We start from the raw sequence: 12,454 nt of genomic DNA on the forward strand, positions 1-12,454 counted from the left end.
TGCTTGTAGTCATGTTCTGCTTCGCAGGACTGGCCACGGCAGATGAAAAAAATATCCTGGTCAGCAGTGGCAGCTCCCAGGCCACTCCAATTGCCGTCGTGCCATTCGGTTTCCAGGGCGGCAGCGTGCTGCCGGACGACATGGCTGAAATCATCGGTAACGACCTGCGCAACTCGGGTTACTACGCGCCGATTCCAAAGCAGAACATGATCAGCCAGCCGAGCCAGGCCAGCGAAATCATTTACCGTGACTGGAAAGCGGTTGGCGCCCAATACATCATGGTCGGCAGTATCGTGCCAGCAGGCGGTCGCCTGCAGGTTCAGTACGCTCTGTTCAACGTCGCCACCGAGCAGCAAGTGCTGACCGGCAGCGTGTCGGGCAGCGTTGATCAACTGCGCGACATGGCGCACTACATCTCCGACCAGTCGTTCGAAAAACTCACCGGTATCAAAGGTGCGTTCTCGACGCGTCTGTTGTACGTGACCGCCGAGCGTTTCTCCGAGAAGAACACGCGCTACACACTGCAACGTTCGGACTATGACGGTGCCCGTGCCGTGACCCTGCTGCAATCGCGCGAGCCTATCCTGTCGCCGCGTTTTGCACCGGATGGCAAGCGCATCGCTTATGTGTCGTTCGAGCAGAAGCGTCCGCGCATCTTCATGCAGAACATCGACACCGGTCGCCGCGAGCAGATCACCAACTTCGAAGGCCTGAATGGCGCGCCAGCCTGGTCGCCGGATGGCAATCGCCTGGCATTCGTCCTGTCCAAGGATGGCAACCCGGACATCTATGTGATGAACCTGGGTTCGCGTCAGATCTCCCGCGTCACCAATGGTCCCGGCATCAACACCGAACCGTTCTGGGGTAAGGATGGTTCGACCATCTACTTCACCTCCGACCGTGGCGGCAAGCCGCAGATCTATAAAACCAGTGTCAGTGGTGGCGGTGCGGAACGTGTGACCTTCATCGGTAACTACAACGCCAACCCTAAACTGTCGGCTGATGAAAAGACCCTGGTGATGATTCACCGCCAGGACGGCTTCACCAATTTCAAGGTGGCAGCCCAGGATTTGCAGCGAGGTAGTGTAAAGATCCTCACTGATAGCACTCTGGACGAGTCGCCTACTGTTGCGCCCAACGGCACCATGGTAATCTACGCCACCCGCCAGCAGGGCCGGGGAGTCTTGATGCTCGTGTCCATTAATGGACGCGTAAGGCTCCCGCTTCCTACCGCTCAAGGCGAAGTTCGAGAACCTTCCTGGTCCCCTTACCTGAACTGACGCGGCGCTACACGTTTTACTTAACACACTGGGGTTCATTAGGAGTTTCACGATGGAAATGCTGAAGTTTGGTAAATTTGCTGCGCTGGCTCTGGCCATGGCTGTAGCTGTAGGTTGCTCGTCCAAAGGCGGCGACAACGCCGGTGAAGGCGCTGTTGATCCAAACGCTGGTTACGGCGCAAACACTGGTGCCGTTGACGGTTCCCTGAGCGAAGAAGCTGCTCTGCGCGCAATCACCACCTTCTACTTCGAATACGACAGCTCGGACCTGAAGCCAGAAGCCATGCGCGCTCTGGACGTTCACGCCAAAGACCTGAAAGCAAACGGCGCTCGCGTTGTTCTGGAAGGCAACACCGACGAACGTGGTACTCGTGAGTACAACATGGCACTGGGCGAGCGTCGTGCGAAAGCCGTTCAACGCTACCTGGTACTGCAAGGCGTTTCCCCAGCTCAGCTGGAACTGGTTTCCTACGGCGAAGAGCGTCCAGTTGCTACCGGCAACGACGAGCAGTCCTGGGCTCAAAACCGTCGCGTCGAACTGCGTAAGTAATTCGTCATGCGAACGTGCCGTCGTGCTGTAACTGTCTTGGCTCTCAGTCTCGCACCGCTTGCGGTGTGGGCTGCGGTTCCTGTGGTCGATAACAACTCCGGTTCTAACAGCGGGAGTAGTTATCCGCCTGCGGGTTACGGTACGAACGGCGCCTATGCCGGGGGAGGGGTTTCAACCCCTGTCTCGGCACAGGGTCAGCTGTTCAACCAACTGCAACAAATGCAGGACCAGATCTCGCGCCAACAGGGTGTGATCGAAGAACTGCAAAATGATGTAGCGCGCATGAAGCAAGAGAACCTGGAGCGATATCAGGATCTTGATCGGCGCATAGGAACCGGCGTTGCACCTGCCGCGACTCCTGAAAATTCTTCCACTGGTGGCGATTTGAATGCCCCTAGTGCAGCAGCTGCTGGCGCAAGTGCAGGAGCGGCTGCCGCTCAGGCACCTGCCGCGGGTGGCGAACCGGCGGATCCGGCGAAGGAAAAGCTGTATTACGATGCAGCCTTCGACCTGATCAAAGCCAAGGATTTCGACAAGGCCAGCCAGGCTTTTGCCGCTTTCCTGCGCAAATACCCGAACAGCCAATACGCGGGCAATGCCCAGTACTGGTTGGGCGAAGTGAACCTGGCCAAAGGCGATCTGCAAGGTGCAGGTCAGGCGTTTGCCAAGGTTTCACAGCTGTACCCAAAGCACGCCAAAGTGCCTGATTCGTTGTACAAGCTGGCTGATGTAGAGCGCCGCCTCGGTCACACCGACAAGGTCAAAGGCATTCTGCAGCAGGTTGTGTCGCAATATCCGGGCACCTCCGCCGCTCAGTTGGCTCAGCGTGATCTGCAAAAAATGTAAGGGCTGCTTGACCCGTTTCGAAGAAACCCGCGCTTGTCGCGGGTTTTTTCGTTAGAATTCACGCCCTTTTTATGAAACACGCTTTTTGGGATCTGCGCGGTGGCGGGGTTCCTTGAAGTGCCTGACGGAGGCGGACAGCCTGTTTAGCTGTTATGCCCGTGGCGACTATGCAAGACACATTGAGAATTACCGAAGTTTTTTACTCGTTGCAGGGTGAAACGCGAACTGCCGGGCTGCCCACAGTATTTGTGCGCCTGACCGGTTGCCCTTTGCGTTGCCAATACTGCGACAGCGCCTACGCGTTCACTGGCGGCACCCTTCGCCCGCTCGACGACATCCTCGAGCAAGTGGCCGGTTTCCGCCCCCGTTATGTGTGTGTTACCGGTGGCGAGCCACTGGCACAACCTAACGCCATCCCATTGCTCAAGCAGTTGTGCGACGCCGGTTACGAAGTGTCACTGGAAACCAGTGGTGCGCTTGATATCTCGGCGGTAGATTCCCGGGTCAGTCGCGTTGTCGACCTGAAAACCCCGGGTTCGAAAGAAGCACATCGCAACCGCTACGAAAATATCGAGCTGCTCACGCCTAACGATCAGGTGAAGTTCGTCATCTGCTCGCGGGAAGACTACGACTGGGCCGTGTCCAAACTGATCCAGTACGGTCTTGACCGGCGTGTCGGCGAAGTCCTGTTCTCGCCAAGCCACCACGACCTGAATGCTCGGGACCTGGCGGATTGGGTGGTGGCGGACAACCTGCCAGTGCGTTTGCAATTGCAGCTGCATAAATATCTTTGGAATGACGAGCCGGGGCGCTGAAATGACGGAACAACTGAACACCGCTGAAAAACGAGCAGTCATCCTGCTGTCCGGCGGGCTGGACTCGGCAACTGTCGTGGCCATGGCCCGCGCCGAAGGCTACAGCTGCTACACCATGAGCTTTGATTACGGTCAGCGCTCCCAGGCAGAGTTGCACGCCGCTGCACGCGTTGCCCGTGACCTGGGCGTGGTCGAGCACAAGGTGATCGGCCTCAACCTGAACGGTATGGGCGGCTCGGCGCTGACCGACAGCAGCATCGACATTCCGGAGGCGCTGGGGGAGGGCATTCCAGTGACTTACGTGCCAGCGCGCAACACGGTATTCCTGTCGCTGGCCTTGGGCTGGGCTGAAGTGCTCGGTGCGCGTGACATCTTCATTGGCGTGAATGCGGTGGATTACTCCGGTTACCCGGACTGCCGTCCCGAGTTCATCGAGTCCTTCGAGCGCATGGCCAATCTGGCGACCAAAGCCGGGGTAGAGGGCAATGGCTTCCGTATCCAGGCACCCCTGCAGAACCTGAGCAAGGCGCAAATTGTCGAGGCGGGCGTGAAGCTGGGCGTCAATTATGGGCTGACGGTTTCCTGCTATCAGGCTGACGATGACGGCCGTGCATGCGGCAAATGCGACAGCTGCCGACTGCGTGCAGAAGGCTTTGCGGCGGCCGGAATCAGCGACCCAACACCTTATTTTTGATTTATTTCAAATTAGGTGTTGAATAGTCCTTAAAAATCAGTATTATACGCGCCACCACACAGCGGGTCGTTAGCTCAGTTGGTAGAGCAGTTGGCTTTTAACCAATTGGTCGTAGGTTCGAATCCCACACGACCCACCATTTTTGTAGCAGTTTTAAAAGTCTGGAAGGCCCACGCAAGTGAGGATTTCCGGATTTTTTTTTGCCCGCGATTTGAGCTCGCCCAGGCCCTGGGCTGCATCGCATGACGCAGGTCAGAATCATCTTTTGCATCCACGGGATATTCTGTAGCCTTGCGCAACTTCAACGCTGTCCGTGCCTGATGAATACTCACTCTCCCGGCGGTACCCTGATGGGTCCGGAGCCGGGTGTATACTCGACTTTCGCGCGAAAGCGCCTGCAGGTCTTGCGAACATGACGCAGATTTCCGAACGCCTTCTGGTTCAAGCTCACCTCGACGCCAAGCAGCCCAAGCCGCTGACCGTCGAGGAAGAGGCTTATTACCGTGCCGCCATCGCCGCCGAGCTCAAGGCTCAGGACGCGGTGCTGGTTGCCCACTTCTATTGCGATCCGGTGATTCAGGCCCTGGCCGAAGAAACCGGTGGTTGCGTCTCCGACTCACTGGAGATGGCCCGCTTCGGCAGTGCTCACCCGGCCAAGACCGTGCTGGTCGCCGGAGTGAAGTTCATGGGCGAAACCGCCAAAATTCTCAACCCTGAAAAACGCATTCTGATGCCGACCCTGGAAGCGACCTGCTCGCTGGACCTGGGTTGCCCGGTGGACGAGTTTTCGGCGTTCTGTGATCAGCACCCGGAACGCACGGTGGTGGTGTATGCCAACACCTCGGCGGCGGTCAAGGCGCGGGCGGACTGGGTGGTGACATCCAGCTGTGCGCTGGAAATCGTCGAAAGCCTGATGGATAACGGCGAGACCATTATCTGGGGCCCGGACAAGCACCTGGGCACCTACATTCAGCGCCAGACCGGTGCGGACATGCTGCTCTGGGACGGTGCCTGCATCGTTCACGAAGAGTTCAAGTCCAAGCAGCTTGAAGACATGAAAGCGCTGTACCCGGATGCCGCGATTCTGGTGCACCCGGAGTCGCCGACCTCGGTGATCGAGCTGGCGGATGCCGTCGGTTCCACCAGTCAGTTGATTGCGGCGGCACAGAGTCTGCCGAACAAGACCCTGATCGTCGCCACCGATCGCGGCATCTTTTACAAGATGCAGCAGCTGTGCCCTGACAAGGTCTTCATCGAGGCGCCAACGGCCGGTAACGGCGCAGCCTGCCGCAGTTGCGCGCACTGCCCGTGGATGGCGATGAACACCCTTGAGCGCACGCTGAAGTGCTTGAAGGAAGGGACTAACGAGATCTTTGTGGATCCGGCGTTGATTCCGCAGGCGATTCGGCCGTTGAAGCGCATGCTGGACTTTACTCAGGCTGCGCGGATGAAGCTCGCCGGTAACGCCTGAACTCTTTGAGCCAGTCCTAAAAAACCTGTGGGAGCAAGCTTGCTCCCACAGTGGTTTCTGTATAGCTGAATTACTTGGTTTTCTTCGGGATGCGCACAAGCTGAGTGTTGGAGTACATGTCATGCCAGCTGCGTTTCTGCTTATCAAATAATGGCCAGATAAACCCCAGGCCCACGCACAGCCAAGAAGCAATCGACACCACAAAGCGCAACAACGCCTGCCACAGGCTGATGGACGAGCCATCGGCATTCTGCACACGGATGCACCACACCTGCATGCCCAGGGTCTGACCGGACCAGGTCCAGAACTTGGCAAAAAAACCAAACAACACAAACAGCAGCACCGTCGAGAGTAATGGATCCCCGTCCAGCGCGCCGGCTTCAGTCAGGGTGCGCATTTTCTCTTCGCCGAGGATCGCCATCTGGATCATCTTGTAGACGCCGCTGGTGACGATCAGCAGGGCGGTACACAACAGGAAGTCATAGAACATCGCTGCCAGGCGACGACCCAGGGTGGCGGCGGGAAAGTCGCCCTGGGGATTGAGCAGGTGTTTCGACATGGCAGCCTCTGGGCGGAAAAAAAGCCATTTTACGGATTTACGCGCACAAAAAAGCCCCTGATGTCAGCATCAGGGGCTTTTTCGTAACAGAAGATTAGGCTTCTGCTTGTACTTCGTCAGCCTGCATGCCTTTCTGGCCTTGCACAGCAACGAAAGTCACTTTCTGGCCTTCTTTCAGGCTCTTGAAGCCGTTGCCCTGGATGGCGCGGAAATGCACGAACAGATCCGGACCGCTTTCAGGAGTGATAAAACCAAAACCTTTCTCGTCGTTAAACCACTTGACGGTACCGCTCTGACGTTGGGACATTTCTTATTTCCTTTGACGCAAAAATTAATGACAGTCTCCTTCTCATGAAAGAGTACTGGGGCTGGTTGCAGGAGAGTAAGAAGACGTCGAACGGGATGTAGCTAACTTGTAGGCTACTGCCCAGGTCACGATTCCAAGCGACCCATGCAAACACAGTGAATAAACTCTACGCCAACTACGGGAGAAAAAACAAGCCCCGTCAGAGGCCCGGTTTTACTCAGGTTGAGGGTACTAGTCGATCCACTAGTGCCGTCTTATTCTTTGCCGCTGTTCAATTGTTTTCGATCGTTATAAGCAACGTTCATAAACGAAGGCTGGCTATAAAGATATGCACTATTTTATGGCGGTTGCGTTACACATTAGTGCACTGTCAACGCAACCGCGTTACTTATAGAAACAATCAATCAGCCGCGATAGTAGCGTTGTGCAACAAATGGCATTTTGCTTACAAGCAAAGGCACCTTTTTCCCACGGACGATCGCCCATACGGGTGTGTCGATAGCGATATAAGCGCTGTCGAGGTAACCCATGGCCAAAGGAGCACCCAAGGTCGGACCGAAGCCGCCGCTGCAAACGGCGCCGATGATCTCGCCGGCCTCGTTGACGATTTCTGCGCCTTCACGCACGGGTGTGCGTTCCTGAGGCAGCAGGCCGACGCGCTTGCGGCTGACGCCACCTTGCTGTTGTGCGAACACGGTTTCAGCGCCAGGGAAGCCGCCGGCCCGCGCGCCATCGGCACGACGAGGCTTTGAGATGGCCCACAGCAGGCTCGCTTCGATCGGGGTGGTCTCGGTGTTCATGTCGTGGCCGTAGAGGCACAGACCGGCTTCCAGGCGCAGCGAGTCGCGAGCGCCAAGGCCGATGGCCGCCACTTCAGGTTCAGCCAACAGGGCGCGAGCCAGGGCTTCGGCGTTGGCGGCCGGTACCGAGATTTCGAAACCGTCCTCACCGGTGTAGCCCGAACGGCTGACAAAGCAGTCCACGCCCAGCAGTTTCACGCGGGTGAACTGCATGAAGGTCATCTTCGCCACTTCCGGCGCCAGGCGTGCGAGCACGGTGACGGCGGCCGGGCCTTGCAGCGCCAGCAGGGCGCGTTCTTCGAACAGCGGCTCGATGTTGCACTGCTCGCCGATGTGCTTGCGCAGGTGCGCCAGGTCTTGATCCTTGCAGGCTGCGTTGACCACCAGGAACAGTTCGTCGTTACCGAGGTTGGCGACCATCAGGTCGTCGAGGATGCCACCGGTTTCGTTGGTGAACATGGCGTAGCGCTGCATGCCCACCGGCAGGTCGATAATGTCCACCGGCACCAGGGTTTCCAGGGCCTTGGCGGCATTGGCGCCGGTCAGGCGGATCTGGCCCATGTGCGACACATCAAACAGCCCGGCCTGATCACGGGTGTGCTGGTGTTCTTTCATCACGCCGAGCGGGTATTGCACCGGCATGTCATAGCCGGCGAACGGCACCATGCGTGCGCCGAGTTCGATGTGCAGTGCGTGCAGCGGGGTTTTCAGCAATTGTTCGGTGGACATATTCAGCTCCTGAAAAAGTGTGCAGTGCGCGTGAGCATCAGCACTCGATAATGTTGACCGCCAAACCGCCGCGGGCGGTTTCCTTGTATTTGCTTTTCATGTCGGCGCCGGTCTGGCGCATGGTGCGGATGACCTTGTCGAGGGAGACGAAGTGCTGACCGTCGCCGCGCAGGGCCATGCGTACCGCGTTGATCGCCTTGACCGAACCCATGGCGTTGCGCTCGATGCAAGGCACTTGCACCAGCCCGCCAATCGGGTCGCAGGTCAGGCCGAGGTTATGTTCCATGCCGATTTCGGCGGCGTTTTCCACTTGCTGCACGGTCCCGCCAAGGACCTCGCACAAGGCGCCGGCCGCCATCGAACAGGCCACGCCGACCTCGCCCTGGCAGCCGACTTCGGCGCCGGAGATCGAGGCGTTTTCTTTATAGAGAATGCCGATGGCCGCCGCCGTCAGCAGGAAGCGTACGACGCCGTCTTCATTGGCACCGGGAATGAAGCGCATGTAGTAATGCAAAACCGCCGGAACGATCCCGGCCGCTCCGTTTGTGGGCGCGGTGACGACGCGTCCGCCATTGGCGTTTTCTTCGTTGACCGCCAGGGCGTACAGGTTGACCCAGTCCAGCACTGACAGCGGATCGCGCAGTGACGATTCCGGGTTTTTGCACAATTGCCGGTGCAGTGCCGCCGCGCGACGCTTGACCTTCAACCCGCCGGGCAGAATGCCTTCGTTGCGGCAACCGGCGTCGACACAGTCCTGCATGACTTGCCAGATCTTCAGCAGGCCGGCGCGGGTTTCCGCTTCCGGGCGCCAGGCGCTTTCGTTGGTCAGCATCACCTGGCTGATGGACAGGCCGTAGGTGGTGCAATGACTGAGCAAGTCCTTGGCACTTTTGAACGGGAAGGTCAGCGGCGTGGCGTCTTCGACGATGCGGTCGGCGCCGGCGGCATCTTCATCGACCACAAAACCACCCCCGACCGAGTAGTACTCGCGGCTGCGGATCTGCAGGCCGGCGGCGTCGAAGGCGCGAAAGATCATGCCGTTGGGGTGATAGGGCAAGGGTTTGCGAATCATTGCCAGGTGTTCTTTCTCGTTGAACGCAATGCTGTGTTCACCGAGCAGGTTCAAGCGACCGTTGCCGCGGATTTCTTGCAGACGGGCGGCCACGGTTTCGGTATTCACGGTGTCCGGGTGTTCACCTTCGAGGCCGAGCAACACAGCCTTGTCGCTGCCGTGGCCCTTGCCGGTGGCGCCGAGCGAGCCGTACAGCTCGACTTTGACGCAGGTGGTGGCGGCCAACAGCCCTTCGCGGCGCAACCCTTCGGCGAAACGCGCAGCTGCGCGCATCGGGCCGACGGTGTGGGAACTGGAGGGGCCGATGCCAATCTTGAACAGGTCGAACACGCTTAACGACATGGTTGTTCTCCGGTTTCTTGTTATAGGCGCGCGCAAGCGCGAGCACTCAGCGGCAAGCAACAAGCAACAAGCTGCAAGTTAAAGCCGATCGGCTCTTCCTTGCAGCCCGAGGCTGGCCGCTAGACGCTGATTTTCTTAAGCGTAGCTTTCGATCGACGGGCAGGCGCACACCAGGTTGCGATCGCCAAACACATTGTCGACGCGACCGACCGGTGGCCAGTATTTGCCTTCGATCAGGGAGGCCACCGGGTACACCGCTTGCTCACGGCTGTACGGATGCGTCCACTCGCCAACGATCTCTGCCGCGGTGTGCGGAGCGTTCTTCAGCGGGTTGTCTTCCTTGTCCAGCGTGCCGTTTTCCACCGCGCGGATTTCTTCGCGGATGCGGATCATGGCGTCGCAGAAACGGTCCAGTTCTTCCTTGGATTCGCTTTCGGTCGGCTCGATCATCAGCGTGCCGGCGACCGGGAACGACATGGTCGGGGCGTGGAAGCCGAAGTCGATCAGGCGCTTGGCGACGTCATCAACGCTGATACCGCTGCTGTCTTTCAGCGGACGCAGGTCGAGGATGCATTCGTGCGCCACCAGGCCGTTGCTGCCGGTGTACAGAACCGGGTAATGCTCTTCGAGGCGACGGGAGATGTAGTTGGCATTGAGGATCGCCAGCTGCGAAGCGCGTTTCAGGCCGGCGCCGCCCATCATCCGAATGTACATCCAGGTGATCGGCAGAATGCTCGCGCTGCCGAACGGTGCTGCGCAGACCGCGCCTTCCTTGCGTGCCATCTGGGCGTGGCCCGGCAGGAACGGAGTCAGGTGCGATTTCACGCCGATCGGGCCGACGCCCGGGCCGCCGCCGCCGTGGGGGATGCAGAAGGTTTTGTGCAGGTTCAGGTGCGACACGTCGCCGCCGAACTTGCCCGGTGCGCAGAGGCCGACCATCGCGTTCATGTTGGCGCCGTCGATGTACACCTGGCCGCCGTTGTCATGAATGATGCCGCAGATTTCGCGGATGCCTTCTTCGAACACGCCGTGGGTCGACGGGTAAGTGATCATCAGCGCCGCAAGGTGTTCGCGGTGCTCGATGGCTTTGGCGCGCAGGTCTTCGATGTCGACGTTGCCGCGTGCATCGCAAGCGGTCACGACCACACGCATGCCAGCCATGTTGGCGGTGGCCGGGTTGGTGCCGTGGGCGGACGACGGGATCAGGCAGATGTCGCGACGATCTTCGCCACGGCTCTGGTGATAGGCGCGGATGGCCAGCAGACCGGCGTATTCACCTTGCGAACCGGCGTTCGGTTGCAGCGAGATCGAGTCGTAACCGGTCGCGGCGCACAGCATCGCTTCCAGTTCGTCGGTCAGTTGCTGGTAGCCGGCGCTTTGCTCGGCCGGGGCGAACGGGTGCAGGGCACCGAATTCAGCCCAGGTCACCGGGATCATCTCGCTGGCAGCGTTGAGTTTCATGGTGCAAGAACCCAGCGGGATCATGGTGCGGTCCAGCGCCAGGTCCTTGTCGGCGAGCTTGCGCAGGTAGCGCATCAGCTCGGTTTCCGAGTGATAACGGTTAAACACCGGGTGGCTGAGGATCGGCGATTGACGCACCAGCGCAGCTGGAAGGGTGCTTTGTACCGAGGCGGCCAGCGCAGCGAAGTCCGGCAGGGTCTTGCCGTCGGCGAACAGAGCCCACAGGGTTTCGATGTCAGCCTGGGTGGTGGTTTCGTCCACCGACAGGCCCAGACGCTGAGCGTCGATGACGCGCAGGTTGATCTGCCGGGCGTGAGCCTTGTCGTGCAGCGCGGCGGTTTGCGCGCCGGTGGCCAGGGTCAGGGTGTCGAAGAAGCTGGCTTGTTCGACGGTCAGGCCCAGTGCGTTCAAGCCTTTGGCCAGAATGGCGGTCAGGTGATGCACGCGGTTGGCGATCTGGGTCAGGCCTTTCGGACCGTGGTACACGGCGTACATGCTGGCGATGTTGGCTAGCAGCACTTGAGCGGTGCAGATGTTGCTCGTGGCTTTCTCGCGACGGATGTGTTGCTCGCGGGTTTGCATGGCCAGGCGCAGGGCCGGCTTGCCAAAACGGTCCACGGAGACACCGACCAGACGGCCCGGCATGTCGCGCTTGAACGCGTCTTTAGTGGAGAAGTACGCCGCGTGCGGGCCACCGAAGCCCAGCGGAACACCGAAACGCTGGGCGCTACCGATGGCCACGTCGGCACCGAATTCGCCTGGCGGGGTCAGCACGGTCAGGGCCAGCAGGTCAGCGGCCACAGCCACCAGTGCGTTGGCGGCGTGGAAGCGTTCGGTCAGTTCGCGGTAATCAAACACGTCACCGTTGCTGGCCGGGTATTGCAGAAGAGCGCCGAAGAACGGCGTCACGTCGGTCAGTTCGAGTTCGTCGCCGACCACCACATCAATGCCCAACGGCTCGGCACGGGTGCGCAGTACGTCGAGGGTTTGCGGGTGGCAATGCACGGAAGCGAAGAAGGCGTGGCTGCCCTTGTTCTTGCTCAGGCGTTTGCAGAAGGTCATGGCTTCGGCAGCGGCGGTGGCTTCGTCGAGCAAGGAGGCGTTGGCAATCGGCAGGCCGGTCAGGTCGCTGATCAGGGTCTGGAAGTTCAACAGCGCTTCGAGTCGGCCCTGGGAAATTTCTGGCTGGTACGGGGTGTAGGCGGTGTACCAGGCCGGATTTTCCAGCAGGTTGCGCAGGATCGGCGATGGCGTGTGGGTGCCGTAGTAGCCCTGGCCAATGTAGGTCTTGAACAGTTGGTTCTTGCCGGCGATGGCTTTGATCGAAGCGAGGGCTTCAGCTTCGCTCAAACCGTCTTCCAGGCCCAGCACGCTGGTGCCTTTGATGCTGTCCGGGATAATGCTGGCGCTCAGGGCTTCCAGCGAGTCGAAGCCGAGGCTGTTGAGCATGGCTTGCTCGTCGCCGGCACGCGGGCCGATGTGACGGGCGATGAATTCGTTGGCGGTGGTCAGGTTTACGGTCATGTCG

Annotated in this window: 11 protein-coding genes and 1 tRNA gene; 7 read left to right on the forward strand and 5 right to left on the reverse strand. The window is 59.5% G+C overall.

The window, feature by feature from the left end:
• Nucleotides 1-11 precede the first annotated feature (11 nt).
• The 7 genes from tolB to nadA all read left to right on the forward strand — a co-directional run bounded on the left by tolB (nt 12) and on the right by nadA (nt 5,656).
• Nucleotides 12-1,280 carry a Tol-Pal system beta propeller repeat protein TolB gene (gene tolB / locus D882_RS0109105; RefSeq protein ID WP_218186576.1) on the forward strand — a complete coding sequence of 423 codons (1,269 nt, stop codon included), beginning with the start codon at nt 12-14 and terminating at the stop codon, nt 1,278-1,280.
• A gap of 52 nt (nt 1,281-1,332) precedes the next feature.
• Nucleotides 1,333-1,830 (forward strand): peptidoglycan-associated lipoprotein Pal, encoded by a 498-nt coding sequence (pal, locus tag D882_RS0109110; protein WP_003178634.1) that lies wholly within the window; start codon nt 1,333-1,335, stop codon nt 1,828-1,830.
• A gap of 6 nt (nt 1,831-1,836) precedes the next feature.
• Nucleotides 1,837-2,676: a tol-pal system protein YbgF gene (ybgF, locus tag D882_RS0109115; protein ID WP_027922943.1), complete on the forward strand. Its 840-nt coding sequence runs from the start codon at nt 1,837-1,839 to the stop codon at nt 2,674-2,676.
• Between the two features lie 167 nt (nt 2,677-2,843).
• A complete protein-coding gene (gene queE, locus D882_RS0109120; protein ID WP_027922944.1) occupies nt 2,844-3,491 on the forward strand; it encodes a 7-carboxy-7-deazaguanine synthase QueE in 648 nt (215 codons plus the stop codon).
• A 1-nt stretch (nt 3,492) separates the two neighbouring features.
• Nucleotides 3,493-4,185: a 7-cyano-7-deazaguanine synthase QueC gene (gene queC, locus D882_RS0109125; RefSeq protein WP_027922945.1), complete on the forward strand. Its 693-nt coding sequence runs from the start codon at nt 3,493-3,495 to the stop codon at nt 4,183-4,185.
• A 63-nt stretch (nt 4,186-4,248) separates the two neighbouring features.
• Nucleotides 4,249-4,324: transfer RNA gene (locus tag D882_RS0109130), tRNA-Lys, on the forward strand.
• A 273-nt stretch (nt 4,325-4,597) separates the two neighbouring features.
• A complete protein-coding gene (nadA, locus tag D882_RS0109135) occupies nt 4,598-5,656 on the forward strand; it encodes a quinolinate synthase NadA (RefSeq protein WP_027922946.1) in 1,059 nt (352 codons plus the stop codon).
• Nucleotides 5,657-5,726: 70 nt separating this feature from the next.
• Here the strand turns inward: nadA and D882_RS0109140 are convergent, their stop codons facing one another.
• The 5 genes from D882_RS0109140 to gcvP form a co-directional block, all read right to left on the reverse strand.
• Nucleotides 5,727-6,215 carry an RDD family protein gene (locus D882_RS0109140; RefSeq protein WP_027922947.1) on the reverse strand — a complete coding sequence of 163 codons (489 nt, stop codon included), beginning with the start codon at nt 6,213-6,215 and terminating at the stop codon, nt 5,727-5,729.
• Between the two features lie 94 nt (nt 6,216-6,309).
• Nucleotides 6,310-6,522 (reverse strand): cold-shock protein, encoded by a 213-nt coding sequence (locus D882_RS0109145; RefSeq protein WP_003175786.1) that lies wholly within the window; start codon nt 6,520-6,522, stop codon nt 6,310-6,312.
• A gap of 404 nt (nt 6,523-6,926) precedes the next feature.
• Nucleotides 6,927-8,051, reverse strand: a complete 1,125-nt coding sequence (gene gcvT, locus D882_RS0109150; RefSeq protein ID WP_027922948.1) for a glycine cleavage system aminomethyltransferase GcvT — start codon at nt 8,049-8,051, stop codon at nt 6,927-6,929.
• A 37-nt stretch (nt 8,052-8,088) separates the two neighbouring features.
• Complete coding sequence (locus tag D882_RS0109155) at nt 8,089-9,465, reverse strand: L-serine ammonia-lyase (RefSeq protein WP_027922949.1); 1,377 nt, start codon at nt 9,463-9,465, stop codon at nt 8,089-8,091.
• Between the two features lie 135 nt (nt 9,466-9,600).
• On the reverse strand, nt 9,601-12,450 hold the full coding sequence (gene gcvP / locus D882_RS0109160) for an aminomethyl-transferring glycine dehydrogenase (RefSeq protein ID WP_027922950.1): 2,850 nt from the start codon (nt 12,448-12,450) through the stop codon (nt 9,601-9,603).
• Nucleotides 12,451-12,454: the final 4 nt, after the last annotated feature.

It is taken from the genome of Pseudomonas sp. URMO17WK12:I12 (assembly GCF_000514395.1).
Classification (GTDB): domain Bacteria; phylum Pseudomonadota; class Gammaproteobacteria; order Pseudomonadales; family Pseudomonadaceae; genus Aquipseudomonas; species Aquipseudomonas mucoides.